At 73.4% G+C, this 25,026-nt stretch carries 24 protein-coding genes; 14 read left to right on the forward strand and 10 right to left on the reverse strand.

The window, feature by feature from the left end:
- The first annotated feature begins 41 nt into the window (after positions 1-41).
- The 7 genes from ACYVG5_RS06250 to ACYVG5_RS06280 all read left to right on the forward strand — a co-directional run bounded on the left by ACYVG5_RS06250 (position 42) and on the right by ACYVG5_RS06280 (position 8,910).
- Complete coding sequence (locus tag ACYVG5_RS06250; protein WP_460683030.1) at positions 42-2,126, forward strand: SpoIIE family protein phosphatase; 2,085 nt, start codon at positions 42-44, stop codon at positions 2,124-2,126.
- A gap of 183 nt (positions 2,127-2,309) precedes the next feature.
- On the forward strand, positions 2,310-3,209 hold the full coding sequence (locus ACYVG5_RS06255) for an alpha/beta fold hydrolase (protein ID WP_222045899.1): 900 nt from the start codon (positions 2,310-2,312) through the stop codon (positions 3,207-3,209).
- Positions 3,210-3,396: 187 nt separating this feature from the next.
- The gene (locus ACYVG5_RS06260) at positions 3,397-3,951 is read left to right on the forward strand and encodes a hypothetical protein (protein ID WP_222045900.1); all 555 of its coding nucleotides are present in this window, start codon (positions 3,397-3,399) and stop codon (positions 3,949-3,951) included.
- A gap of 186 nt (positions 3,952-4,137) precedes the next feature.
- Positions 4,138-5,019 carry a metallophosphoesterase gene (locus ACYVG5_RS06265; RefSeq protein ID WP_222045902.1) on the forward strand — a complete coding sequence of 294 codons (882 nt, stop codon included), beginning with the start codon at positions 4,138-4,140 and terminating at the stop codon, positions 5,017-5,019.
- A 95-nt stretch (positions 5,020-5,114) separates the two neighbouring features.
- Entirely contained in the window at positions 5,115-6,416 is a 1,302-nt protein-coding gene (locus tag ACYVG5_RS06270) for a phospholipase D-like domain-containing protein (protein WP_222045904.1), read from the forward strand.
- Entirely contained in the window at positions 6,416-7,894 is a 1,479-nt protein-coding gene (locus ACYVG5_RS06275) for a phosphatase PAP2 family protein (RefSeq protein ID WP_222045906.1), read from the forward strand. Before ACYVG5_RS06270 ends, ACYVG5_RS06275 begins: the two co-directional genes overlap by 1 nt.
- Positions 7,891-8,910, forward strand: a complete 1,020-nt coding sequence (locus ACYVG5_RS06280; protein WP_222045908.1) for an alpha/beta fold hydrolase — start codon at positions 7,891-7,893, stop codon at positions 8,908-8,910. The genes ACYVG5_RS06275 and ACYVG5_RS06280 overlap by 4 nt, the downstream gene beginning before the upstream one ends.
- 46 nt (positions 8,911-8,956) lie before the next feature.
- On the opposite strand, the gene ACYVG5_RS06285 is transcribed toward ACYVG5_RS06280, so the two are convergent.
- Together ACYVG5_RS06285 and ACYVG5_RS06290 are read right to left on the reverse strand one after the other, a co-directional pair.
- Positions 8,957-9,667 carry a class F sortase gene (locus tag ACYVG5_RS06285; protein WP_460683031.1) on the reverse strand — a complete coding sequence of 237 codons (711 nt, stop codon included), beginning with the start codon at positions 9,665-9,667 and terminating at the stop codon, positions 8,957-8,959.
- 90 nt (positions 9,668-9,757) lie between these two features.
- Positions 9,758-10,528: a hypothetical protein gene (locus tag ACYVG5_RS06290; protein ID WP_222046308.1), complete on the reverse strand. Its 771-nt coding sequence runs from the start codon at positions 10,526-10,528 to the stop codon at positions 9,758-9,760.
- 339 nt (positions 10,529-10,867) lie between these two features.
- Between ACYVG5_RS06290 and ACYVG5_RS06295 the strand changes: the two genes are divergently transcribed.
- Positions 10,868-11,464: a copper resistance CopC family protein gene (locus tag ACYVG5_RS06295; RefSeq protein ID WP_222045910.1), complete on the forward strand. Its 597-nt coding sequence runs from the start codon at positions 10,868-10,870 to the stop codon at positions 11,462-11,464.
- A gap of 101 nt (positions 11,465-11,565) precedes the next feature.
- Complete coding sequence (locus tag ACYVG5_RS06300; protein ID WP_460683032.1) at positions 11,566-12,900, forward strand: CopD family protein; 1,335 nt, start codon at positions 11,566-11,568, stop codon at positions 12,898-12,900.
- A gap of 79 nt (positions 12,901-12,979) precedes the next feature.
- Here the strand turns inward: ACYVG5_RS06300 and ACYVG5_RS06305 are convergent, their stop codons facing one another.
- The gene (locus ACYVG5_RS06305) at positions 12,980-13,321 is read right to left on the reverse strand and encodes a hypothetical protein (protein ID WP_222045913.1); all 342 of its coding nucleotides are present in this window, start codon (positions 13,319-13,321) and stop codon (positions 12,980-12,982) included.
- On the reverse strand, positions 13,318-13,725 hold the full coding sequence (locus ACYVG5_RS06310; protein ID WP_222045915.1) for a DUF1622 domain-containing protein: 408 nt from the start codon (positions 13,723-13,725) through the stop codon (positions 13,318-13,320). The genes ACYVG5_RS06305 and ACYVG5_RS06310 overlap by 4 nt, the downstream gene beginning before the upstream one ends.
- Positions 13,726-13,796: 71 nt before the next feature.
- On the opposite strand from ACYVG5_RS06310, the gene ACYVG5_RS06315 reads away from it, so the two are divergent.
- From ACYVG5_RS06315 to ACYVG5_RS06325, 3 genes are all read left to right on the forward strand, one after another.
- The gene (locus tag ACYVG5_RS06315) at positions 13,797-14,159 is read left to right on the forward strand and encodes a DUF1330 domain-containing protein (RefSeq protein ID WP_222045917.1); all 363 of its coding nucleotides are present in this window, start codon (positions 13,797-13,799) and stop codon (positions 14,157-14,159) included.
- Between the two features lie 85 nt (positions 14,160-14,244).
- Positions 14,245-15,705 (forward strand): sensor histidine kinase, encoded by a 1,461-nt coding sequence (locus ACYVG5_RS06320; RefSeq protein WP_222045919.1) that lies wholly within the window; start codon positions 14,245-14,247, stop codon positions 15,703-15,705.
- Entirely contained in the window at positions 15,702-16,376 is a 675-nt protein-coding gene (locus ACYVG5_RS06325; RefSeq protein WP_222045921.1) for a GerMN domain-containing protein, read from the forward strand. Before ACYVG5_RS06320 ends, ACYVG5_RS06325 begins: the two co-directional genes overlap by 4 nt.
- Before the next feature lie 28 nt (positions 16,377-16,404).
- On the opposite strand, the gene ACYVG5_RS06330 is transcribed toward ACYVG5_RS06325, so the two are convergent.
- The 4 genes from ACYVG5_RS06330 to ACYVG5_RS06345 form a co-directional block, all read right to left on the reverse strand.
- The gene (locus tag ACYVG5_RS06330) at positions 16,405-17,991 is read right to left on the reverse strand and encodes a sulfite oxidase (protein ID WP_222045923.1); all 1,587 of its coding nucleotides are present in this window, start codon (positions 17,989-17,991) and stop codon (positions 16,405-16,407) included.
- Between the two features lie 88 nt (positions 17,992-18,079).
- The gene (locus tag ACYVG5_RS06335) at positions 18,080-18,610 is read right to left on the reverse strand and encodes a hypothetical protein (RefSeq protein ID WP_222045925.1); all 531 of its coding nucleotides are present in this window, start codon (positions 18,608-18,610) and stop codon (positions 18,080-18,082) included.
- A gap of 187 nt (positions 18,611-18,797) precedes the next feature.
- Positions 18,798-20,036: a cation:proton antiporter gene (locus tag ACYVG5_RS06340; protein WP_222045927.1), complete on the reverse strand. Its 1,239-nt coding sequence runs from the start codon at positions 20,034-20,036 to the stop codon at positions 18,798-18,800.
- 63 nt (positions 20,037-20,099) lie between these two features.
- Positions 20,100-20,315 carry a hypothetical protein gene (locus ACYVG5_RS06345; protein WP_222045928.1) on the reverse strand — a complete coding sequence of 72 codons (216 nt, stop codon included), beginning with the start codon at positions 20,313-20,315 and terminating at the stop codon, positions 20,100-20,102.
- A 385-nt stretch (positions 20,316-20,700) separates the two neighbouring features.
- Between ACYVG5_RS06345 and ACYVG5_RS06350 the strand changes: the two genes are divergently transcribed.
- Entirely contained in the window at positions 20,701-21,378 is a 678-nt protein-coding gene (locus ACYVG5_RS06350) for a response regulator (protein ID WP_460683033.1), read from the forward strand.
- A 39-nt stretch (positions 21,379-21,417) separates the two neighbouring features.
- Here the strand turns inward: ACYVG5_RS06350 and ACYVG5_RS06355 are convergent, their stop codons facing one another.
- Both ACYVG5_RS06355 and ACYVG5_RS06360 read right to left on the reverse strand, forming a co-directional pair.
- On the reverse strand, positions 21,418-21,849 hold the full coding sequence (locus tag ACYVG5_RS06355) for a cytotoxic translational repressor of toxin-antitoxin stability system (protein ID WP_222045933.1): 432 nt from the start codon (positions 21,847-21,849) through the stop codon (positions 21,418-21,420).
- Entirely contained in the window at positions 21,846-22,469 is a 624-nt protein-coding gene (locus tag ACYVG5_RS06360; protein WP_460683034.1) for a hypothetical protein, read from the reverse strand. The genes ACYVG5_RS06355 and ACYVG5_RS06360 overlap by 4 nt, the downstream gene beginning before the upstream one ends.
- Positions 22,470-23,137: 668 nt before the next feature.
- Between ACYVG5_RS06360 and ACYVG5_RS06365 the strand changes: the two genes are divergently transcribed.
- On the forward strand, positions 23,138-25,024 hold the full coding sequence (locus tag ACYVG5_RS06365; RefSeq protein WP_460683035.1) for a hypothetical protein: 1,887 nt from the start codon (positions 23,138-23,140) through the stop codon (positions 25,022-25,024).
- The last annotated feature ends 2 nt before the right edge of the window (positions 25,025-25,026 follow it).

Here is a 25,026-nt window from a genome sequence, read left to right on the forward strand (position 1 = left end):
AAGCGGTGAACTGCGAACCGGTGGCACCGGGGTCTGGGCAGGTGAGCACCACGGTGGAGCCCCACTCGGCGCGCTCCCATGCGCCCTCGACCGAGGCCGGCCTGCTACGGGCCCAGCTGGCGATCGACGCGGCCGGCATCGGGACGTTCGACTGGGATCTGGTCGACGGGCGGCTCACCTGGGACGAGCAGCTTATCAGGATGTTCGGGTACGACGCCGAGACGTTCGACCACCACATCGGTGCGTTCAACGACCGGGTGCACCCCGACGACCTCCCCCGGGTCACCGAGGCCCTGAGGTCCGCCATCGACACGTGCGGCGAGTACGACGCCGAGTACCGCATCGTGCTGCCCGGCGGGGAGACCCGCTGGGTGTACGCCCGGGGCCGGGCCGCCGGCCAACCGGGTGGGAGCGCGGAACGGGTCATCGGCGCCGTCTACGACGTGACCGCCGAACGTGCCGGGGAGGCCCGGGTCATCCGCGTCCTGGAGGCCATGCCGGCCGGCTTCTACTCCCTGGACGAGGAGTGGCGCTTCACCCACGTCAACGCCGCAGCCGAGCGGCTGCTGGGCCGCAGCCGGGACGAGCTGCTGGGTGCGGTGATCTGGACTGCCTTCCCCGACGCCGTGGACAGCCCGTTCGAGGCGGGCTACCGGAAGGCGGTGGCGACCGGCGAGCCGCTCTCCTTCGACGCCTACTACCCCGCACCGCTCGACGGCTGGTACGAGCTCCGGGCCTGGCCGACCCCCGAGGGCCTGTCGGTGTACTTCCTGGAGGTCACCGAGCGCCGGGAGGCGCAGGAGCGGGCCGAGCGGTCAGCCCGGCGCCTGACCCTGCTGGCCTCGGTGAGCGCCGAGCTGGCCGGCAGCCTCGACCCCCGCACGGCCACCTCACGGCTGGCCCAGCTGGTCGTCCCGGCGCTGGCCGACTGGTGCCTGGCGACCGTGTTCGACCGCTCCGGCCGGCCGGCCGAGGTGGGATCCTGGCACGCCGATCCCGGTTCCCACGAGCTGGTGGAGCGGTACGCCCGGCTGCGCCACGACGCCCTTCCCGGCGGCTGGGCGCTCCCCGTGGACGCGCAGGTGCACGTGTCGGGCCGGGACGTGCTGGCGCCGCTCGAGCCCGGCGCGGCGCGCGACGTGCTCGAGCGACTGGCCCCCGAGCACGTGCTCGCCCTGCCGATGCGCGGCCGCGGCCGGACCCTCGGGCTGCTGACGCTGGCCTTCGACGGCGGCCGCACCCCCACCGAGGAGGACGTCGCCACCGCCCAGGACGTCGCCGACCGGGCCGGGCTGGCGCTGGACAACAGCCGGCTCCACGACCAGCAGCAGCAGCTGGCCGAGGGCCTCCAACGCAGCCTGCTCACCGATCCGCCGGAGCCCGACCACGCCGAGATCGTCGTGCGCTACGTGCCGGCCGTCGAAGCCGCCCGGGTGGGGGGCGACTGGTACGACGCCTTCCTGCAGCCCAGTGGCGCGACGATGCTGGTGATCGGGGACGTGGCCGGGCACGACACCGCCGCCGCGGCCGCGATGGGCCAGCTGCGCAGCCTGCTGCGCGGGATCGCCGCCTACAGCGGTGCCGGCCCGGGCGAGGTGCTCCGCGGCCTGGACGCGGCCATGGAGGTGCTGCAGCTGCGCACCCTGGCCACCGCCACCATCGCCCGCTTCGAGCAGGACGACGACGAGCAGGCCCGCGGCGTCACCCGGATGGTCTGGTCCAACGCCGGCCACCTGCCACCCCTGGCACTGCACCCCGACGGCAGCGTGGTCGTCCTCGCCGACTGGAAGGCCGACCTGCTGCTGGGCGTCGACCCGACCTTCTCCCGTACCGAGTCGACGGTGACCCTGGACCGCGGGACCACCGTGGTGCTGTACACCGACGGGCTGATCGAGCGCCGCGACGCCGACCTCGACGCCGGGCTGGCCCGGCTGCGCGCGGCCCTGGCCGAGCTGGCCGGCCGGCCGCTGCAGGAGCTGTGCGACGAGCTGCTCGAGCGGCTGGTCGACGGCCGGCCCGACGACGACGTCGCCCTGGTCGCCGTCCGGCTGCACCGGCAGGACCGACCCCGCCCGGCCGAGGCCGGCCCACGCCGGGTGCCCGCCGCCGTCCCCGACGAGCGCTGACCGCACTCCCCGGGCGACCATGGCCGCTCTTGCGATGTTCCACCTGCATCTGCGGGTCCTGCACCACCGCACGAGCGCGCACAAGACCGCAAGAGTGAGCGGCCTGACGGGGCGACGATCGGGCGGCCGACGACTGTCACCGAAATGACATTGCGGTGCCGCCGGGGCGGGTACCTCACCCGCATGACCGACGTGAGCTCCTTCGACGGCACCCGTCTGGCGATCAAGGCCTGGGGGCCGGCCGAGGCCCCGATCGTGCTGCTCGTGCACGGCCTGGGCATGTCCGCCGAGTCCTGGGGCCGGGTTCCGGAGCTGCTCGCCGGCGGGCACCGATTGATCGCCTACGACCTGCGGGGACACGGCGCCAGCGGCGACGCCCAGGCGGGTGGCTACGTCATGAGCGCCCACGCCCGCGACCTGGGCGCGGTCCTGGACGCCGTCGTCCCCGACGGGGGCCAGGTGTTCGTGGTGGCGCACAGCCTCGGGGGTGGCATCCTGCTCGCCCATGCCGACGCGGCCGGCACCGACCGGATCGCCGGTGCGGTGCTCGCTGGTTCCGGCGGATCGGCGGTCACCGCCATCGGCCTGCCCGCTCGCCGACTGCCCCCGTGGGCCCGGGCCTGCGTGCGCGCCGCCTGGCTGGCGGTGCTGCGCGCCGGTGCGCGACTAGGGAGACGGATCCGGCCGGTCCGGGCGGTGTCCGACCGGCTGATCCGCCGGTTCGCGTTCGCCCCCGGCGAGCCCGCACACCTCGTCGAGCGCGTCCGCGACAACTTCCTCGGCAGCCGTCCGGCGGCGCTCGCGGGCACGACCCTGGCCAGCGTCAGCCACGACGGCGCCCGGCTGGCCCCCGCGCTCGGCGTCCCCACCCTGGTCGTCCACGGCAGCGCCGACCCGGAGGTCTCCGACGACGACGTGCAGGAGCTGATGGCCGGGCTCCCCGACGGGGAGCTGGTCACGCTGCCCGGCGCCGGCCACATGCTGCCGCTCACGCACCCGGAGATCGTCGTCGAGCAGGTCACGCGCTGGATGGACCGGGTGGCGTACGCCGCGCCCGGCGACGATGCCGCCGCCGCCCGGTGAGGCCGGCGGCGGGCGCCCCGGCCGCGGTCGGCGTCACGTGATCGTCACCCCGGCGGCGTCGGAGGAGGTCGTACTTGTCAGCTCCGTGACGAAGGCCGTTCCTGTGCGGAGGGCCCGGAGGGCGTGGGCACGAGAACGTCGTCCACACCGACGCCCGGGACCTCCCGGGATGCAGAGAGGAACTCCGATGCGCAGGATCACGAGCAAGCGACCGGTGGCCGTCCGCACGACCGTGGCGGCATTCGCCGCCGTGTCCACGCTGGGTCTTGCCGCCTGCGGCGGGACGGCCGGGGACGAGGAAGGCGCCGATGTCGCGGACGTCGCCCAGGAGGACGTCGTCGAGGAGGACGTCACCGAGGAGGACGCCGCCGGGGAGGACGTCGCCACCGGGCCCTTCGAGGGCCCCTACGACAGCGCGTTCTACGACGAGGTCGACAGCTACGTGGGCGAGGAGGTGGTTCTCTCCGCCGACGTGAACGAGGTCCTCAGCCCGATGTCCTTCACCATCGCCGGCACGGACGACACCACCGTCGAGTCCCTGCTGGTCGTCGGCGCCGGGGAGGACAACCAGCTCGCTCCGGAGACCACGGTGGAGGTGACCGGCACCGTCGAGGAGTCCTTCGTGATCGAGGACGTGGAGGAGCAGCTGGGGGTCGACCTCGAGGACGAGCTGTTCACCGACTTCGACCAGGAGCCCTACGTCATGGCCGGGAACGTGGAGGTCCTCGAGAACGTCGACTGAGCCGGCCGCGCCGGTTTCCTGAGGGACATGCCCGCCCGGGCACGCGCTGGTGGCGCGACCACCGCGTGCACCCGGGCGGGCCCCGGGTCCTGGCCTCGTGCCACCTCCTGCCGGCAAGCCCTCCCGCCGCGGTGAACGCGACGCTGCTGGACCATGTACGGCCGGACCCGACGAACGGAGCACCTCGTGAAGCACTGGCTGGCCCGCATCGGCATCGCGCTCGGTGCCCTGCTGACCCTGCTCCTGGTCTACGGCGTGTTCATCGAGCCGAGGCTGATCCTGGACGAGGAACGGGAGACGGTCTTGATGCCCCGGGTGGGCGAGGAGCTCTCCGGTACGGAGATCGCGCTGATCAGCGACTTCCAGCTCGGCATGTGGTTCGCCAACACCGGCATGGTGGAGCGCGCGGTGGAGACCGCCGTGGCGGCGGAGCCGGACGTCGTGCTGCTGGGCGGTGACTTCGTGTACAGCACCGAGCCCGGCATCCAGACCCAGATCGACACGCTGCTCGAGCTGATCGACCCGCTGCTGGCATCCGGGATCCCGACGTTCGCCGTCCTGGGCAACCACGACCACGCGGTCGGCGCCGCCGACGAGCTGACCGCAGCCCTCGAGGACCACGGGGTGCCCGTGCTGCTCAACGCAGCGGCCCCCGTCCCGGGCACGGACGGCGGAGCGGACCCGGCGCTGCACATCGTCGGCGTGGGGCCGCCCACCCCCGGCCTGGCCGACGTGGACGCGGCGCTGGCCGACGTGCCGGACGACGCCCCACGAGTGGTGCTCATGCACAACCCGACCGTCTTCGCCGAGCTGCCCGCCGGCAGCGCGCCGTTGACCGTCGCCGGCCATACGCACTGCGGCCAGGTCACCCTCCCCGGAACCCCGCACTGGGCCTATCTGGGGCTGACCGCGGAGGAGAAGATCGTCGCCGAGGGTTGGGCTCCCGACGACTACGGCGCCGAGGGCAACCGGATGTTCGTCACCTGCGGCATCGGTTTCAGCCTCGCACCCATCCGGATCAACGCGGCGCCGGAGGTCGCCTTCTTCGAGCTCCGGTCCGGTAGCTGATGACAGAGCTGATGACAGAGCTGCCGCCGAGGGCGCTGCTGCCGGGTGGACGGCGCCGCCACCCACGCCACGCCGGAACCGAAGGAGATCGTGCGATGCCGACACCTGCCGTGGCGGAGCCCCGCCCCGCGACCGCAGCAAGGAACGAGCCAGCAAGCGACGAGCTGCGGGCCGTGCTGGAGGGCCTGCTGGGCGTTCCGTTCACCGAGGGCAACCGGATCGATGTCCTCCGCAACGGCGAGGAGACCTTTCCGGCCATGCTGGCGGCGATCTCCGCGGCAGAGCGGAGCATCGACATGCTCTGGTTCGCCTGGCGGGACAGCGACATCGGGCGCCGGATCGCCGACGCCCTCGCCGACCGGGCCGGCCGCGGCGTGCGGGTGCGGGTGCTGCTGGACGCCTACGGGACGAAGATGATCGGCCGCGACACCGTCACCCGGCTCCGGGACGCCGGCTGCTCGGTGCTGTTCTACCGGCTGCTGCCCGGAGCGCGGCCCACCGTGTGGAACTTGCGCTCCCACCGGCGGGTGCTGGTCTGCGACGAGACGGTGGCCCTGACCGGTGGCACCGGCGTCGCCGACACGTGGGGCGGCGACGGCGACCGCCCCGGCTCGTGGCGCGACACGGCCTACCTCGTCCGGGGGCCGGCGGTGGCGGGCGTGCGTGCGGGATTCGCCCTGCCGTGGCTGCAGGCCCAGGCCCGTGGCGGTCGGGACGGTGTCCTCTCGGCGGAGGACCGGTTCCCACCGCTGACCGCGCAGGGGTCCACGGCCGTGCAGGTGCTGCGCCCGGCGTCCGCGCCGGGATGGAACGAGGCGGCGCTGGCCATCGCGGCACTGCTGCAGTCCGCCCGGCACCAGGTGCGGGTGACCACCCCCTACCTGCGCCTGCCCCGCTGGCTGCGGGAGCTGATCGTCGCCACCGCCGACCGCGGGGTCGCCGTCTCGCTGCTGGTGTCCGGCCCGCACAGGGAACGGCCGTCGGTCCACCTGCAGGGGCAGCGCGAGTACCAGCGCCTGCTCGATGCGGGCGTCGAGATCTGGCGGTACCAGCCCACCCTGCTGCACACCAAGGTCGTCACCGTGGACGGGGAACTGGCGATGGTCGGCACGGCCAACCTCGACGTGCGCTCCCTGGCCCTCAACGAGCAGCTGTGCCTCGTCGTCGCGGACCGGGCCGTCGTGGGAACCCTCGACGACCACTTCGACGACGACCTCACCGTGAGCACCCGGGTCGACGCCGAACGCTGGCGTGCCCGACCGGTGACGCACCGGGTGCTGGAGGCGGCCGCCGACGTCGTGGGCCGCCCGCTGCGCGGCCTGGGCTCGCTGGGCCTGGTGGGCCGGCGTCCGGGACGCGGGTTCTGGACGGGGCCGTCCCATCCGGAGGGGGAGTGATGGGTCCGGCCCGGGCCACCTCGGAGGACACCCGGGGGGTCGGTCGTTTCGAGCTCCGCGCCGTGCTGGGCTGGGCGGCGCTGGTCATCGGCGCGGTGCCGTTCCTGCTGCTGTGGCTGCTGGTGCAGCGTTCCTGGTCGCCGCTGGCGTCGCTGGACGGTGAGGTGGCCGCCGACCTCAACGAGGCCGTCAGCGGATCCCCGCTGCAGGTGAGGGTGCTGCGAGCGGTCACCGACCTCGGCGGCACGTGGGTCGCCGTACTGGTCATGACGCTGGCCACGGTGTTCCTGCTCATCCGGCACCAGCGTCGGCTGGCGGCCTTCGTCGCCACGGCCGGCCTCGGGCTCGCCGTCCTCGGCCCGGTGACCAAGGCGATCGTCGACCGGGCCCGGCCCGTCGTCGACTCCCCCGTCGTCCAGACACCCTCGAACGCCAGCTTCCCCAGCGGTCACGCGATGACCGCGATGGTGGTCTGGGGCACGCTGCTGCTGATCACCCTGCCGTCGGTACGCCGCCGGGTCCGGCCGTGGCTGATCGCTGCCACGGTGGTGCTGGTGGTGCTGGTCGGCTTCACCCGGCTGGCCCTGGGTGTGCACTTCGTGTCCGACGTCCTCGCCGGCTGGGCGCTGGGGGCCGGCTGGCTGGCGATCACGGCCGCGACCTTCCGCGGATGGCAGCACGACCGGCCCCGCACCGTCGATGCACCACTCGACCCGCTCGACGTGCCGGCGGGCGAGGCGGTGCACCTCGCCGCGTCCCCCGACCCGGCGGCACCCTCGAGCCGCCGGGCCGCACTGCGCCTGCTCGGGGTGGCCGCGGCCCTGTTCGCCGTCCTCAGCGGACTGGGCCTGCTGGTCACCGCCGTGCTCACCGACACCTGGCTGGGCCGGTGGGACCGCAGCGTCGTCCAGTGGTTCGCCGACCTGCGCACTCCCGACCTCACTCCGGTCATGGAGGTGGTCGGCCGCCTGGCCGGCACCCCCGTCGTGATCGCCCTCGGCCTGACCCTGGCGGTGCTGGCCCTGGCCGTGACGGCGAGCTGGCGGCCGGTCGTGTTCGTCGTCGTGACCCTGGTCGGCGAGGTGGCGCTCTACTTCGCCACCGCCGAGGTGGTGAGCCGGCTGCGCCCGAGCGTGGCCGACCTGACGTCCGGGCTGCCCAGCGGGGCGAGCTGGCCGTCCGGGCACGCGGCCGCGGCGGCGGCGGTCTACGGCGCGGTGGCAGCGCTGGTGATCGCCTACAGCCGGGGTCGGTGGCGCTGGGCGGCCCTCGCGCTGCCCGTGTTGCTCGCACCGGTGATCGCGATCACCCGCATCTACGTGGCCGCCCACTACCCCACCGATGTGATCGCCGGTCTGCTGCTGGGCGGGCTGTGGGTCGTCGCCTGTGCCCGGGTGCTGCTGCCCGGCCCCGGCACCGGGGTGCGGGCGGGGACGGCCGGCCGGGCGGGCGCCGCCGGCGGCCACGTGCGGCGATGAGGGCGCTGCGCGTCGTCGCCGTCGCGCTGGCTGCGGCCACCGGCGTGCTGGGCCTGCGGATCCGCCGGGCCCACCGGACGGCCCGGACCCTCTCCGGCGCCGCGCCGTGCATCACGACCGACGACGGGGTGCGGCTGCACGTCGAGGTGGCGGGGCCGGCCGACGCGCCGGCCACCGTGGTCCTCGTGCACGGGTTCGGCGCCCGCGCGGCGATGTTCGACCCCCAGTGGGCGGCGCTGCGTGGGAACGTCCGGGTGGCCCGCTACGACCAGCGGGGACACGGCGCCAGCGGCTGGGCCGGCTTCCGGTCGACCACCCCGGACCGGCTGGGCCGCGATCTCGGCCAGGTGCTCGACGAGCTGGGCGGGCCCGGGCCGGTCGTGGTGGTGGGCCACTCGATGGGCGGGATGGCGGTCCTGGCACTCGCCGGTCAGCGGCCGGAGCTGTTCGGCGACCGGATCGCCGGGGTGGCGCTGCTGTCCTCGCTCGCCGCACCGCTCGCCGTCGGTGGGCGGGATCTCGGCGGCCTGGCCGCGCTTCTCCGCAGGTCGCTGGCCTCCGCCGGCGCCTGGGCGCTGTGGCTGGCCGCTCCCGCGGTGGATGCCGTGCACCCGTTCCGGTCCGGCCCGGGCCGGCGCGTGCTGCGCCGCGGGCTCTTCGCCGCCGACCCGCCCGACGATGCCGCCCGGGAGATGACCGACATGTGGGCCCGGACGCCGACGGCGGTGCTGACGGCCTACCTGACCGGCCTGGCCGGCTACGACCAGCGGAGGGCGGTCGATGTGCTGCGGGGCCTGCCCGTGCTGGTCCTCGCCGGTACCGACGACACGACGATCCCCCCGGCGTCCGGGGAGCGGCTGGCCGAGCGGATCGGCGGAACCGCGCGCCTGCTGCTCGTGCCGGGCGCGGGGCACATGGTCACCCTGACCCACGCCGATGCGGTGGACGCCGCGCTGCTGGACCTGCTGGGCCGGGCCGGGACCGATGTCCGGCAGGCCTCGGACGGCGCCGGGTGACCCCTGCGTCGGCCGTCCGGATCTCCGTCCATCGGGCTGCGGGCGATCAGGCCGGGCGGGTGCCCACCAGCGTCGCGAACGCGATCACGTTGTCCTCGTAGCTGCGGACGGCGGAGTCGAAGTCGCCCCCACAGGTGATCAGGCGCAGCTGGGCGTCGTCGGTGTTGCCGTAGACGTCGATGGTCGGGAACTCCTCCTTCGGGTGCCGCTCCACCCGGTCGACGGCGAAGACGGCCACGGTGCCGTCCGCGCGGGTCACGGACACCTCGTCGCCGGGCTGCAGCGCACCGAGGTCGAAGAAGATGCCGGGCCCGTGCTCGGCGGAGTCGACGTGGCCCAGGATCACGGCGGGGCCCACGGCACCCGGCGCGGGGCCGGGCTCGTACCAGCCGGCCCGGTCGTCTGGTTCCAGCGGCGGCACCTCGACGGTGCCGTCGTCGTTCAGGCCGAGGCGCAGCAGGTCGCTGGTGACGCCGATCGACGGCACGGACACCGACACCGGCGCTGCCACCGGCTCGGCGGCCTGCCCGGTGACCGGGTCCTCCACCCCCGGGCCGGGCGCGGAGCTCCGGCCCGGGGGCGACGGGTCCGCAGGCGTGCTCGGCTCCGGCCGTTCCGCGGTCGCCGCGGCCGGCTGCGGAGCGCGCTGCTGCCCGGTCACCGCGACCAGCACCGCGACCAGGCCCAGCAACGCCAGCACGCCGGCGAGCACCGCCCAGACGCGCGGGCTCGGGCGGGTGCGGGATCGGTCGGTCACGTGTCCTCCTGGGGGTGGTGCGGGCAGCGGTGCGCACCCGGGCGCGCACCGCGCGAGGGTTTCCGTCCCCCGCGCGGTGCGAGCGGCCGGTCAGGCCTGGTCGGCGGCCTGGCGACGGCGGTAGGCCACGGCCCCCGCGGCGGCGGCACCGGTCAGCGCCAGCGCGCCCATCCCGATCGCGGCCTGCTGCTCGATGCCCGACGTGCTGCCGGCACCGGTCTCGGCGCCCCCGCTCGGGGCGGTGCCCATCTGGGCCGTCGTCAGCGGACCGCACGCGGCCGGAGCGGTGGCCTCCATGGGCAGCGACGGGTCGAGGTCGCTCATGATGTCGCCGTCGTAGGCACCGCTGCCGTTCTTGTCGACACCGTGCAGGACGAGGACGGCGGTGCCTGCGTCGAAGGCGGCGTGGACGTCGTCGCTGACCTCGAAGGTGCGCTCGTAGGCGATGGTCCCGTCGTCGGCGGTCGGGAACCGGTCGATGGCCAGCCCGCTGTCGGGGCTGGTGTCGCCCGTGGTGGTCAGCGACGTGCCGATGGCCCCGTAGTACGGGGCACCCTCGGTGACGCTGACGAAGCCGTCGCCGTTCTCGTCGTCGGCGTCGGTCGGGCAGGTGCCCTCGGCACCGATGTGGAAGTGCTGGGCGTGCGGCGAGCCCGCCAGCAGGCCCGACGCTTCGATCATCACGGTGGCCTGGTTGCCGTCGAGCGTGACCATGCCGGTGCCGGACACGCCGGACTGGTTCAGGGCGCCGAGATCGGCCTGGAAGCTGCCGCCCTCGGCGGCCGAGGCGGCCGTCATGGTCAGCAGCGGGAACGCGGCTGCCGCGATCGCGACGGTGGGGAGTGCGAATGCCTTGCGCAAGGTGTGCTCCTCGGGTTCGTGAGGTTCTGCCGGCGCCCGGGTGGACGACGACACCGGCGACGGTTGGGAACCGCTGCCGGGCAACAGGCGGCCACGCCGGGGGGCCGTGTCGCCCGGGTCGGGGAAGGACCCGGTGGAGCCGGTGAGGGCCGGCCGTCGTTGCACGCCGGCCCCGCGCTCTCCGACAGGGGTTCGGGCCAGGTACCGGGATCGGTTCACTGCGCAGCCGGGCGACTCGGTCGTGCGCGTCGCGGGTGCCAGGATCTCGTCGCCGGAAGCGGTGGTCACGCGCCGGTGACCGCACCGAACCGGGACCGGGGCAGCTTCCGAACACCTCGCATGCCTGGTCCTCCGTCCGCCGTGCGCCGCACGGCTCTCCCGGTCGTCGTCCTCCGGTTGCTCACCGGCGCGCTGGCCACGGCCGCCGTCCTGCTGGGCTCCGGGGCGCATACCGCCTCGGCGCACGACCGGCTCGCGGAAACCACCCCCGCCGACGGCGGCACGGTGGGCACCCCACCCGCGCAGGTGATCCTTCAGTTCAGCCGGCCCCCGCTGCCGCTGGGCGCCCAGGTGCTGGTCAGCGGCCCGGGCGGCACCCAGGTCTCCGCGGGTGCTGCCGAGCTGCGGGGCACGAGCGTCGTCCAGCCGCTGCTGGACGGTCTTCCGGCCGGGAGCTACACCGTGGGGTGGCGGGTGACGTCCGCCGACGGACATCCCCTCTCGGGCACGGCCGGGTTCATCGTGGACGGGGCCGGGACGCCGGCCACGGGCCCGGTCGCCGGCGATGCCGGAGCGCCGACCCGCGCGGCCGCGGACGCCGGGCCGGCCGCACCGGATGCGGGCGGCCGGCCCGCCCCGGTGGCCTGGACCGCCGTCGGTGCGCTCCTCCTCGGGGCCGCGGTGACCGTCGGCCGGCAGCTGCGCCGGCGACCGTGACGGCGACCGACCCGGACCCCCCGGCGCCGACCCGCGCCCGGCTTGCCGGCGAAACCGCTCCCGATGGGTCCGCGCCCGCGCCCCTGCGCACGGCGGGCACGGTGGCGGCGGTCACCGTGGGGCTCGTCGTCCTCCTCGCGCTGGCCCTCGCCGTGGGCGGTGGCGGTCCGGGCGCCCTCGCACCAGGGCTCGACCAGGCCGGTCCGCTCGTGGACCGGGGTCTGCCGATCGCCCGGCTGGCCGCTCGGGTGGCGGCGCTCGGCACCGTGGGCGCCCTGCTGTTCGCCGCCTTCCTCCGTCCGTCGGGCCGGTCGCTTCCCGCCGCCTCCCGGCGGGCGGTCCGGGCCGCCTCCCGGTGGGCGCTGGCCTGGGCCGGGACGACGGCGGTCGGTGCGGCGCTCACCCTGAGCCGGCTGGTCGGCGTCCCGCCCACCGCCCTGACCTCGTCGTCGGTACAGGTGTTCGTCACCGACCTGGCGTCGGGCCGTGCCGCCGTCCTCGCAACCGCGGTGGCCGCCTTCCTCGCCGTGGCCGCAGGGCGGTGCAGGAGCTCGGTGGCGGCGGCCGGGCTGCTCGCTGTGGCGCTGGCGGGTCTGGTGGTCCCTGCCGTCCTCACCGGTCACTCCGCCACGGCCGACCACCACCTGCTGGCGGTCGTGAACCTGAGCGTGCACGTCGTCAGCGCGACCGTGTGGGTCGGTGGCCTGCTCGCCCTGCTGCTGTACGGGCGGAGCCGCGAGGACCTTGCCCCCGCGGCCGCCCGCGTCAGCGTGCTGGCCCTGGGCTGCTTCCTCGCCACCGGGGCGTCCGGCCTGCTGGCCGCGTGGCTCGTGCTGGGCGGTGGCACCGCCGGGCCGGCCGGGGTCGTCGGCACCGGCTACGGGTGGCTGCTGATCGGCAAGACGGCCGGGCTCGCCGCGCTCGGCGCGTTCGGCTGGCACCACCGTCGGCGCACGTTGCCCGCCCTGTCCGCCGGCCGGCACGGTGCCTTCGGCCGGTTCGCGGCCGGCGAGACCGTCGTGATGCTGGCGACGATCGCCGTGGCCGTGGCGCTGTCCGCGTCTCCCCCGCCCGTGGCGGCTCCTCCGGCGGCGGCGCAGAACGGCGCGCAGCCGGCAGACCCGGGACTGGGCGCCGCGGTGCCGTCCGGACCGGGCATCGAGGACATGGCCGGCCACGACCACGGCGACCTGTCGGTCACCGTGCTGGTCGACGAGTTCCGCTTCCACGTCTCGGCCCCGGTCGACGCCGGCGCCCGGGTCACCGTCCACAACGGGACGTCGACGGATGTGACCATCACCGCGTCCGACGGCAGCTTCGACGTCGTCGTCCCCGGCGGGAGCCTGATGACCTTCCCTGCTCCGGACGAGCCCGGCGCCCATCCGTTCGCCAGCCGCCACTCGCCGTCCTTCACCGGCGTCCTCGTCGTCCGCTGACCCGGCCGCCTGCTCCGGAACCGCGGACGGCGGAACTGCCCGGCCGCTCTCAGGACGGGTCGCCGGGGTGTCGACGGGGTCAGCGGCGCCAGGTCGGCGTCAGCAGCTGTCGGAGGTCGGCCCGCGACGACCTTCCCGGCCCAGGCGCGGACGGCGCCCGTGCCCACGATCGCCCGCCCACCCGCAGTCCTGCTCCGATGACCCGCCGGAGCCCGACGAGGGCGGCGGCGACGGCGATGGCCTGCCAGCCCGGATCGCTCCCCAGGCGCAGCAGTCCGGCGGCCAGGAGCAGGTCCAGCAGGACCGCCAGCGCGAGGGACGGCCGCCGGGTGACGAGCAGGGTGAGCGCACCGGCCCCGAGCGCCGCCGCACTGATCGCCACGGCCAGCAGGCGCGGCACGTCGGCGAGCGATGCGGTCACGACGTCCGACCGCGGCCCGCCGTCCCCGACGGCGGGCCCGCCTCCCGCCTATCGTCCTCCCCCTCCTCCGCGACCTGGCGCCGTTCCTCGGCGATCTCCTTGGAGAGGAAGTAGTTCAGCGCCGTCCGGATCGCCGCGACGGCGGCGAGCTGGCCGAGTTCGCGGAAACTCGGCGCAACCGCGGTCCGGAGGACGTCGCTGGCCAGCTGGAACTCCAGCCCCAGGACGAGGAAGCGGCCCAGCATGAGCCGGACCGGAACGAAGGCGCCGGCGTCCCGACGGCGGATTCCGACCCAGACGAACAGGGCGAAGGCCCAGACGGCGCCGATGATGATCACGGCGGCAGCGCAGGCCTCGACGAGAACGACCAGGACGTTGACCACGTCGACCAGGAGCTCTTCCACCGGGCCGCCCTACCCGCCGGGGCCGCCGGGACGCGCGGGTCCGGGAAGAGACCCTTGCTAGCTTGCCGGCCATGGCAGTGGACCCGCGCGGCACGGACCTGAAGCGGTACCTCCAGGACGACCCCGGCGGGCCGGTGGTCATGCTCAACCTGCTGCGCTACGCCGAGGGCGGCCGCGAGCTGTACGCGCAGTACGCCGAGGCGCTCAGCACCACCTTCCTCCCCCGGTACGGCGGCGAGGTGCTGTACGCCGGCGACGGCTCGACGGCCCTGGTGGCCGAGCCCGGGCAGGAGTGGGACGCGGTCCTCGTCGTCCGCTACCCGTCGCGGGCGGCCTTCAGCCGGATGGTCGCCGACCCCGAGTACCAGGAGGTCACCGCGCTCCGGACGCGCGCCCTGACGGAGGCCGTGCTCCAGGCGACCGTCCCCTGGTAGGTCCGCGGGTTTCCGGCCCGGGTGCCGGTGGCCCGTCCACCTGGCCGCACCGAACCGGATCCGCTAGGTTCCTCTGGTCGTGGTCGTGGTCGATGGAGCTCACGAGCCGGAGCAGACCGTGCAGACCGACGCGCCCACCGTCGCACCGGCTGCGCGGCGCAGGCGTGGGGCGCAGCCGGCACACACCCTCCGGGGGCGGGCGACCCTGGCGTTCAGCGCCGTCACCGTGGTGCTGTCCGGCGTGCTCGCGGTCGCGGTGTGGGTCGCGGTCTCCCAGTACCTGCTCGCGCAGCGGGAGCGGGCGACGCTGGCCCAGGCCACCGACAACGCCGCGCAGGTGCAGCGGGCCCTCGGCTCGGAGGGCCTGACGGTTCCCCAGCTGCTCGCCCAGCTCCCGCACGAGACCGGCTCCGTCTCGTTGTACGTCGACGACGGCGAGTGGGTGACGACGTCGTTGCTCCTCGGCCGGGACGACCTCCCCGCCCCGCTCGCGGCAACCGTCCTGGACGGCACGCCCGCCCGGCAACGGATCGAGGTCCAGGGCCGGACGGCGATGGCGGTGGGCATCCCCCTCGACGGCCTGGACGAGGCGTACTTCGAGGTCTTCCCCCTCGACGAGCTGGACAAGACCTACCGGGTCCTCGGCGCGGTGCTGACCATGGCGGTCGTCGGCCTGGTCCCGCTGTCCCTCGCGCTGGGCTGGTGGGTCACCGGGCCGACGTTGCGCCCGCTGCACCGCATCGCGGCCGCGGCCGAGGCGATCGCCGAAGGTGATCTCTCCGCTCGCATCGACCCGCGGGGCGATCCCTCCCTGGCCCCGATCGCCTCCTCGTTCAACCGCACCGCGGCCGCCCTGGAGGCACGGGTCCGGGCCGATGCGCGGTTCGCCGCCGACGTCAGCCACGAGCTGCGCAGCCCGCTGACCGCGATGCTGGGCGCGCTGGACCTGGTCCACGGCGCCGGCCACCACCTGCCACCCGACGGGCAGGAGGGGCTGGCCCTGCTGCATGCGGAGATGTTGCGGTTCGAGCGCCTGGTCGCCGACCTGCTGGAGATCTCCCGCGCGGACGCCGGCAGCACCGATCTCGTCATCGAGGAGGTGCGGCTGGCTGCCCTGGTGCGGGAGGCGCTGAACAGGCGCACGCTGGGTGGGGCGACCGCACGGCTCGACGTCCACGAGGAGGCCGCCGAGGTCATCATCCACGCCGACAAGCGCCGGCTCGAACGAGTGCTGGGCAACCTTGTCGACAACGCCGACAAGCACGGTGGCGGGCTCACCGGGGTCACGGTCACCCGCGGGACGGACACCGTCTGCGTGCTGGTCGACGACGACGGCCCGGGTATCCCGGCACACGACCGGGCCCGGGTCTTCGAACGGTTCGCCCGGGGCGGCGGCAGCATCCGTACCCGCACCGAGGGGGCGGGCCTGGGCCTGGCCCTCGTTTCCCGGCACGTGCACGCCATGGGAGGAACCGTGACGGTGGGTGACAGCCCGACCGGAGGCGCCCGGTTCGTCGTCGAGCTGCCTGTGCACCCGGCGTCATGAGGCCCGTGACCGGTGCGCTGCTGCGGGCCCTGGTGCTGGTGGTCGTCGTGCTGCTGGCCACGGGCTGCGGCGTCCAGGCACAGGACCGGCCGGAGCCGGTGGTCACCGCGGCCCCACCGTCGACCGACGCGAGCGGCGACAGCCGCCGCGACGGCCCACGGTTGACGCTGTACCTGGTGCGCGGCGCCGATCTGGCTCCGGTCGAGCGGCCCACCAGCAGGGTGACGGCGCAATCGGCGCTCGAACTGCTGGTGGAGGGGCCCACCCGTGCGGAGGCGCGCGACGGGGTTCGGACCGCGCTCGCCCCGGAAGTGGTCGGGGTCGAGCAGCAGCTCGCCGACGGTCTGACCACCGTCTCGGTGAGCCGGGGGTTCACCGGCCTGGCCGGCGGCAACCAGCTGCTCGCCGTGGCCCAGGTCGTGTGGACGCTGACCGAGCTGCCCACGGTCACCACGGTCCGCTTCACCGTCGGCGGCACCCTGATCGAGGTGCCCACCGACGAGGGCCTGACCGACCGGGCGGTTGCCCGCGACGACTACCGGTCGGTGGCGCCGATCGAGGAGGCCCCGACCGGGCCGACCGCGACCGATCCGGCCCCGGCCGGGCCGACCGCGACGCCCGCCCCGGGGGGAGCCACCCCGACCGGCAGGTCCCCGGTGCCCGACCGCTGACCCGGAACGGCCTGCCCGCCCCTCCGGATCACTCCTGGACGAGTACCTCGATGACCGGGTAGCCGGCGGCGCCGTCGGGGGCGACCGGGGTGCGCACGTCGGTCTGCACCTCCCCGGTCCCGTCGGTGGCCCGGGCGGCGATGGTGTGGCGGCCGGGGGTCGCCTCCCACGGCAGGTACCACTGCCGCCAGCAGTCGACGTCCAGCGGCAGCGCCAGCTCGGCCACCGTCCACGGCCCGCCGTCGATGCTGACCTCCACCTGGTCGATCCCCCGCGTGGGGGCCCAGGCCACCCCGGCGATCGGCCGCCGGCCGGGGGCGACCACCCCACCGGGGCCGGGGACGTCGATGCGCGACTGCGTCTTGACCGGCCCCGCCTTGGCCCAGCCGCGGGGGATCCAGTAGCCGTCGACGTCCCATCCGGAGAGCTCGATGGCCGACAGCCACTTGGTCGCCGAGACGTAGCCGTAGAGGCCGGGGACGACCAGCCGCGCGGGGAAGCCGTGTTCGAGCGGAAGCGGCTCGCCGTTCATCGCGACCGCCACCAGCGCCTCCTCGAGGTCGAGCGCGGTCCGCGTCGGGAAGCCGGCGGTGAAGCCGTCGACGGAGCGCCCGACGAGCTGGGTGGCGCCCGGCTGGAGGCCGGCCCGGGCCAGCAGGTCCCGCAGCGGCACCCCCTGCCAGCGGGCGTTGCCCACGAGGTCACCGCCGACCTCGTTCGACACGCAGGCGAGGGTGATGTCCGCTTCGACCTGCGGCATCGCCATCAGTTCCGGGTAGGTCAGCGTGAACGGGCGGTCGACCAGACCGCGGATGCTCAGCTGCCACTCGTCGACGTCCACGGTCGGCACCCGTAGCGCGGTGTCGATCCGGTAGAACTCCTCGTTCGGAATGAAGAGCGGGGTGAGGCCGGCGATCTCGAGATCGGCTCCGGCCGGGACCGGGCCGGCCGGTCGTACCGGCGCCGGCAGCCGGATCGCCGCCCGGAGGGCGCCGATCCGCTCGCGACCGGAGAGCAGGAAGCCGCCGATGCCGGCGAGCACGGCCAGTGCGGTGGTGCCCCCGGTGACGGCCAGGAAGCGCCGACGGTCGACGGGGGGCTCCGGCGGCGCGTCGGCCACCGACGCACCCGGAGCCCCGGGCGTGGCCAGGGCCAGCAGCCGGTGCAGGCAGGCAATGCCCACGCCCGCCCCGACGAGGCCGACCGCGACCGTGACCGGCAGGGCGTTGCGGCCATCGGCCATCGCCGCGGCGACCCCGAGCGCGGCGAAGGCCGCGAACCCCACCGCGGCGAGCGCGAACCGGTGCCGGCCCAGGACGCCGAGGACCGCACCCAGCGCCGCCGCGACCACCAGGATCCCGGCGATGAGGACCGGTTTGTCGGCCTGGCCGAGAACCGCGATGGCGGCCCGTTCCAGCCAGCCGGGCACGCTGTCGACCACCAGGTCGCCGACGGCGATGACCAGGGACGGCGCCCGGTCGAGGAGCCCGGCCAGCAGTTCTGCCGCGCCCAGGGCGGCCGCCACCGCCGCGAGCCCGGCGAGCGCTGCTCGACCGCGGCCGGCCGATCCGGTCATCCCGGACCGGTCGGTCGTGCTCTGTTCCGCGTCAGTCACAGGACCAGTGATCCCCGGGTGCCGGCGCGGAACACCCCTCGGTCACGACTCGACACGCGATCGTCATGGGTGGCCGCCCGGCTGCCGATCACTCCTCGTCGAGCAGGTTGACGTCGGTCGCGGCGATGTAGGGGCCGTCCTGGAAGACGCCGAACTTCTCGTCGTAGAGGTCCACGCCGAGGTCCTCCTCCACCTCGAGGAGGATGAACGTCCCGACCTCACCGGTCACCTGGGCGGTGTACCCCGGGAGCAGGGTCACCCCGGCAGGCGTCGGCCGGGTCACCAGCGTGGCCTTGTCCCCTTCACCGATGACGAACGCCTGAGGGCTGAGCACCTCCACGATCGTGCCCCGGACGGTCACCGGCTCCCCCGTCACCGGGTCGTCGAAGAACGCGGCGGCGTCGTCGGAGTTGGGGGCGTTGGCGATGTCCTCCTCGCTGACGTCGTCCTCCCGCGGGTCGACGTCGCCCTGGTCCTCGAGCCCCTCCTCGTTGACGTCGGCCAGCGTCGTGCCCTGGTTCGCGGAGTCGTCCCCGCAGGCGGCGAGCCCCAGGCTCAGCGAGACGGCGATGGTCGTTGCGCCCAGCACCCGGGTGGTGCGGGATCGGATGGCGCTCATGTGAACTCCTCAGGTCGAGGTGGATCGCGGGCCGCGGAGCGGCCGGCGGCAGGTCGCTGCGCTCCTGGGTTGCCCTGCCGACGGTCGCGGGTGGCCGCGGCGCGCCTGCTGTCACGCGACCGTCATCGGCGGCGGCGACAGCTGCGCGCTGCTTGTCGACTCCGTGACGAACCCGTGCGGCGCGGGATCAGTGCCGCTGACCGTCCGGTGGCACCTCGTCCGCCGGCACGCCGGTCGGTTGCTGATCGGGTCCCGCCGGCGACCGCCGTGCCTCGGCACGGGCGAACGCGTGGGCGATCGGCACGTCGGTGGACGAATGGGCCAGGATCGAGGCGACGATCGCCAGGGCCACCAGGTGGAACATCTCGTCCGCGAGGGGGATCCCGGCCTCCAGGACCAGCAATCCGTAGACCACCGACGCGAAGCCCTTCGGCCCGAACCATGCCGCGGCGGCGCGCTCCGGCCCGGGTAGGCCACTGCGCAGCAGGGCCAGACCGATCGCGACCGGGCGTGCCAGCAGCAGCGCCAGCAGGGCGAAGACGTATCCGCTGAGCGGGATCTCCCCCAGGAAGGCCGGGGAGATCAACGCCCCGAACACCAGGATGGCCGCCAGCTTGAGCAGCTCGGTGACGAGCTCTCCGAACTCGCTGAACGAGTGCTCGACCTTCGGGGCGAAGGTGGCGATCGTGATGCCGGCGGTGAACGCCGCGAGGAAGAGGTTGGCGTGCGTCAGCTCCGCGGCAGCGAGGACCATGAGCCCGATCGACAGGCCCCCCAGCGAGGCGTACAGCGGCGTGGAGGATGTGAGGCGACTGCGGATCAGCAGCACCGCGACCGCCGGGACGACGAAGCCCAGGGCGACGCCCAGCGCGAGCTCGGTGGCGAGCTGGGTGTAGGCGATCTCGTCCCGGGCGAGGACCGACAGCAGCACCAGCACGACGGGCAACGCCAGCCCGTCGTTCAGGCCGCTTTCGACGTTGAGCAGCGAGCGGAGCCGGCCGGGCACCTCGGGGCGGCCCACGATCGCCGAGGCGAAAACGGGGTCGGTGGGCGCGAGAACCGCTCCGACCAACATCGATTCCGTCCACGGCAGTCCGGCGACGAAGTGCGCCAGGAGCGCGGTGATCCCGAAGGTCAGCGGCATGCCGAGGATCAGGGCCCGGCCGGGCAGCCGCCAGGCAGCCCGGAGGTCGGCGGCGCCCAGCCGCATGCCGTCGGTGTAGAGGACCGAGAACAGCGCGAACTCGGCCAGCCCGACGACGATCTGGTCGTCGGGCTGGAAGTCGAGCACCCCGGTGACGCCGTCGCCCAGCAGGAAGCCGGCGAGCAGGAACAGCACGGCGGTCGACAGGATCGTCCGGTGCGCCAGCCCGGACAGCAGCACCCCGCCGAACAGCAGGATGGCGAACGTCAGGAGGAGTTCCACGGCCGCCCCCTACCCATCCGTTCGCGGTCATCCCCGCTCCGGGCGGCTGCCGGACGTCCCGGGCTACGGGGTCGTGACCGACGTGGCCGCGATCGCCGGGTCACCGTCGAAGTCCTCGAACTCGTTGTCGATGAGGTCCAGGTCCAGATCCTCCTGGAACCCGGCCACCTGGAACTCGGCGACCGTGCCGGCCACCGTCACCTCGTCGCCCTCCGCGAGGGCCGGGACGTCGGCGGCCACGACCAGGATCGGGTTCTCACCGATCTCCTCGCCCCCCACGGTGAACGCCGTGCCAGCGCGCCGGCGATGGCCAGCCCCGCCGAGCGACGCCGTGTGGTGGGCATCGGCATGTCGGATCCTCTCGTCCGGGCGGTCTCGGTGCAGCCGCTCGGTCCGGGGATGCCCTGCTCGGCCGCGTGGATCCGTGGTGGCGTGCTTCGACACGAGCTCGTCACGAGCGCGACGACCGGTCGGTCCGACATCGGAGGCCGAGCCGGCGTCCGCGGTCCCGGATTTCCGGGGAACCGGCCTGGTCGGGGACGCTCCGGAAGGACGCACCGCCACCGTGACGGCTCGGAGCAACCTGTCACGGGACCGTAAGCCGGCCGTGCGCACGGGGGCGGTGCGGAGGTTGAGGATGCCGGCGGCGGGGCACCATCCCGACGTGGCCCGTTCCGTCTTGATCATCGAAGACGACGACGGCATCCGGCGGATCGTGTCGATGACCCTGCAGCGCGAAGGGCTGGAGGTCATCGAGGCCGCCTCGGGCGAGGAGGGGCTGCAGCGACTGGCCGAGCACCCCATCGACATCGTGCTGCTCGACCTCATGCTGCCCGGCCTCGACGGATTCGAGGTCTGCCGGGAGATCCGCCGCGTCTCCAGCACCCCGGTGATCATGGTCACCGCCCGGGCCGACAGCCACGACGTCGTCGCGGGCCTGGAAGCCGGCGCCGACGACTACATCACCAAGCCGTTCGTGGCCAAGGAGCTCTCCGCCCGCATCCGGGCCCTCGCCCGCCGCGCGGGGAACGCCGACCTCCGCACGCAGGTCGTCATCGGTGATCTCGAGATCGCCCCCGAGGACGGCATCGTCACCCGCAACGGCGAGATGGTGCCGCTCACCCGCACGGAGTTCAAGCTGCTCAGCGAACTGGCCGCCGGCCGCGGGCGGGTCTTCAGCCGGGAGGAACTGCTGGAGACCGTGTGGGGCTACGACTACTTCGGTGATTCCCGCCTCGTCGACGTCCACGTCCGGCGGCTGCGCACGAAGGTGGAGGCCGACCCGTCCAATCCGACGATCATCATGACGGTGCGGGGCATGGGCTACCGGGTACCCGAGTGAGCCCACCGGCCCGGCGGCATCCCCGCGGGCCGGGCCGAGTCAGTCCTTCGGCCGCGACCAGTACTCGTTCATGACCACCAGCGCCCGTTCCAGGGACATCTGGGACACCTCGGCCTCGGGGACGCCCGCCGTGTGAAGCAGCTGATTGACCAGGCCAGCCGGCAGCGCCGCGGCTGGTGCCTCGTTGACGCCGGTCTCGCGCACGGGGACCTGCTTGTTGGAGACGCACGCCCAGAACTCGGCCTCGGAGACTTCCAGCTGGTCGGTCAGAATGCGCTTCCAGAGCCCGGGCCCGTAGGTCTCGGTGTTCGGCGGCCGCGAGATGCGGGTCCGCAGGGTGCGCCCGCCTGGCAGCCCCAGCTCGTAGGTGACGTGGTGGGCGACGACTCCGCCGCGTGCGTTGCGGACCACAGCCCATCCCTCGACCTGGCAGAAGCGGTCATGGTCGCGGCGACTGCCGGCGCCGCTCACGCGTGGGCGGGTGCGCCGACCATGCCCGCCGGAGCATGATCGGTCAGCAGCCAATGACGCAGCTGCCCGTCGTCGGAAAGTTCGACCAGTTCCACCAGGCTGCGGTGCTGAGCGTGGTTGGGCGCGGCATGCAACCGCTCGTTCCAGTCGTCGGCGTACTCCCGGAGGGCCGCGATCAGATCGTCGACAGCGCGGTCGAAGGTGTCCGCGTCCCCGTGCGCCGGCAGGCCCGGGATGAATGCTGCCCATCCGCCGCCCTCAGCGACCACAACAGCCATCGAGGGAACCAGCCGGCGCAGCTGCGCCCCCAAGGCCTCGGCCGTCATGACCACGAACCGTTCCTTGTCGCGGGTGACCGTGGTGACCAGGCCCGCGCGCGCAGCGTCCAACACCAGGCGCAGATTGGTGCGTGCCGAGGTGAAGCTGTCGAAGTGTCGGACGGTCGTCACTGCAGGCTCCTGCCGAATCGTGTTCGTGATGCCCAATTCGTGGACGGGCGTTACTCGCTCACGCTGGTGTGCATGACGTTCGCGGATGCCCATCATGCATAAGTACGTGAAGTACGTCAAGTACATCACGTACGCGCTTGCTCGAGGCGGCACGCGCGCCGCGATGTCCATCGCCCGCAGGGCACCGTCTGGTGATGCCTACCGGATGCCGCTCTGCCCCCGCAGCGCCGCGATGGCACCCGTCCGAGGCGTCCTTGAGCGGGCCGCTCAGGCACAGAGACGGCTTGCGCGGCTGAGCGGCACCAGTGGCCACCACCGTGGCGCCAGAGACGACTCAGGCCGCCCTCCCGATGGAAGAACGGCCCGGTCGCGAGGGTGGAGCTGAGGGGACTCGAACCCCTGACCCCCACACTGCCAGGCCGTCATGATCGCGTTCAGGGCGGTTCGCCACAGTTCCATAAGCCATGTGACCAGCGAAGAAATACGGCCGCGCACGACTACGAATTAGGGCGAACGTGGCCAACTGCAACCAGGACTGCAACCCAGCCGACTGGTCCAGCCTGGAGGGCCACCGCGGATGCGACATCGGGCAGACCCCCCGGCTGACCAAGGGCAAAGCGTTCCAAGCTGGCCATGCCAGTTGGATCCCGGTCACCCGCTCCACGCAAAAGCGCAGTTCAGGTGCTGTTAGGGAACTGGAGAAGGTCTGAAGAACCCTTCGAAGGGCCCGTTTTAGTCCCCTGGAGACCCTTGTTCTCCGCTCCATTGGTCATGTTCTGGTCACGTCGGGCGGCTCATCCGGCGAGGTCCTAGCCCCGTGCCAGCTCTCTTGGGGCCGCGTGACCACACTCAGGTCACGCAGTGAGCTCGAGGCCGTGCCGAGCGGCGATCCGTCAGGCTCTGGTGCGACGGTGCGTGCAGCTCGGCACCATGGATTGACATGGGGTACCGAAGCGACAGCCGGGTCGCTCTCGACCTTCGATGCCGAGGGGCTAATGATGCTGCCGGCTGACGTCGCCGTCCGACCGCAGTGGACGGAAAAGCTGTACCCGCCGAGCCAGGGCCAGGACCACCTCGGTCTGGCCAGCGTGTCGTCGGACCAGATCCTGCCGAAGCTGTCCCCTGGGATCGTCGTGCAGACCGTCCACCCCCGCTACTGGAGCTTCTACACATTTCTGCTCGACGAGTTCTGGCGGCGCGATCTACCCCGCACCCGCCGCGACTTCTCGCGCTTCTACCGGCCCCGTGAGGCAATCTTCGCGGCGGGCTGCCATCTTTGCGATCGACCGGAGCACGACGAGTTCGGCCCGCTCCAAGCCATCGTCGGCTCGAACAAGGCGAGCGCGCTGGTCCAGACCCAACCAACCGTCTACAACGCCCAGTTCAACTACATCAAGGACCCCCTCGGCGGTTATGGCCTTTACTACAGCGCTGCTATCTCCGGGATGGGCCTCACACTGCCGGCGACGCCCGCCGCCGGGCTTCCCTACGATGCGCCAACGCCGGAAGGACGCACTATCGCGGCCGCGTTCCGGACAGCGATCGGCGGCACTCGTTACTACCGCGAGTACTTTGACGACGACCAGGCTCTGGTACCAGCCGACGTGGTCGCCGAGTACATCCGGGCGGCCTGCCTCTGCCAACTGCGCACACCGACCGCACCGGACCGACCGCTGCTCCAAGATGTGTTCCTCCACGCCGGTGGTCCGCGCGATGCCGAGCAGCGCCGCGCCACCATGCGCATGTTTCTCGACCTCGCGGAGCAGACCGCCGGCTACGAACTGTCTGAGGATCGCTTTCGACGCCTCATCTACTTCCACTCAACGGGTGCCGGCGGAGCCGCATGGACGCCCGCAGCGCCCAACGTGCGTACCGCCCGCCGGTGGCGGCTATACCAAGCCCGCGAGTACTACGCCTACGCGCTAAACCGCATGTGGCGGTACCTTGCCGAATGGGGCATCGGCGAGGTGCGGATGAGCGGCGACGTCGTTCCGCTCTCGACGTGGTGGGAGTTCATCGACGACGCCATCGACTCCGCGGCCCTCGCCTCGGCGCTTGGGGTCGACGACCCCCATCTCAACGCCTCCTCAACCGTCGCCGACCTTGCGTACTGGGCAACCGGAGCCGGCAACGTCGGGGGCGACCTCGATGACTCGTGGGACATCGCCGCACCTGTCACGGAGCACCGCCTCTACCGATGGGCGAACGCGGCAGGTGGCGAGCCGGCTGTCATCCCGGTGGCGCTCACGCTGCTGGCCCTGGTCGCTACTCGCGTCGGATCGCGTCGTAACGAGTTGGCGTTCTCCGAGGACTGGGACATCTGTCGGGACGGCGGCGTGTCGCGCCTCGCTCTCAGTCGGTTCTTCAACCAGTGGCGCGACCGACAGCGATTCAGCCTCGGCGAGGCGGCCCGCTGGTTGTTTGGCGACTACGTCATCCGCCAGCACGAGCGTGTTGCCGTCGCCAAGCTCGCGCAGACGGGTGACACGTTCCATTTCCGTCGACAAGGCGAGTATCTGCACTTCTACGACGCTTACGCGCGGGCAGAAATGAGCAATTCGCGGTTCCAGGCACTCGCAACGACCGTGAACGAGCTCGGCTTCGTCGATAGCCTCTTCGGAGCGACGCATGCGCTCACTGACCCGGGCCGACGTCTCCTCGCCGACGGCGACCTGCCGGAACCGCACCTTGAAGCCGCGATGAACGAGCCCGGCGATGATAGCTGAGC

It is taken from the genome of Modestobacter lapidis (assembly GCF_054780755.1).

Excerpts from the sequence above, each read along its gene's own strand:
- ACYVG5_RS06315 (WP_222045917.1), top strand. The coding sequence starts at position 13,797 with ATGGCAGTGGACCCGCGCGGCACGGACCTGAAGCGGTACCTCCAGGAC.
- ACYVG5_RS06260 (WP_222045900.1), top strand. The coding sequence starts at position 3,397 with ATGCGCAGGATCACGAGCAAGCGACCGGTGGCCGTCCGCACGACCGTG.
- ACYVG5_RS06255 (WP_222045899.1), top strand. The coding sequence starts at position 2,310 with ATGACCGACGTGAGCTCCTTCGACGGCACCCGTCTGGCGATCAAGGCC.
- ACYVG5_RS06295 (WP_222045910.1), top strand. The coding sequence starts at position 10,868 with ATGCCTGGTCCTCCGTCCGCCGTGCGCCGCACGGCTCTCCCGGTCGTC.
- ACYVG5_RS06275 (WP_222045906.1), top strand. The coding sequence starts at position 6,416 with ATGGGTCCGGCCCGGGCCACCTCGGAGGACACCCGGGGGGTCGGTCGT.
- ACYVG5_RS06335 (WP_222045925.1), bottom strand. The coding sequence starts at position 18,610 with ATGAGCGCCATCCGATCCCGCACCACCCGGGTGCTGGGCGCAACGACC.
- ACYVG5_RS06360 (WP_460683034.1), bottom strand. The coding sequence starts at position 22,469 with ATGGACATCGCGGCGCGCGTGCCGCCTCGAGCAAGCGCGTACGTGATG.
- ACYVG5_RS06270 (WP_222045904.1), top strand. The coding sequence starts at position 5,115 with ATGCCGACACCTGCCGTGGCGGAGCCCCGCCCCGCGACCGCAGCAAGG.
- ACYVG5_RS06325 (WP_222045921.1), top strand. The coding sequence starts at position 15,702 with ATGAGGCCCGTGACCGGTGCGCTGCTGCGGGCCCTGGTGCTGGTGGTC.
- ACYVG5_RS06280 (WP_222045908.1), top strand. The coding sequence starts at position 7,891 with ATGAGGGCGCTGCGCGTCGTCGCCGTCGCGCTGGCTGCGGCCACCGGC.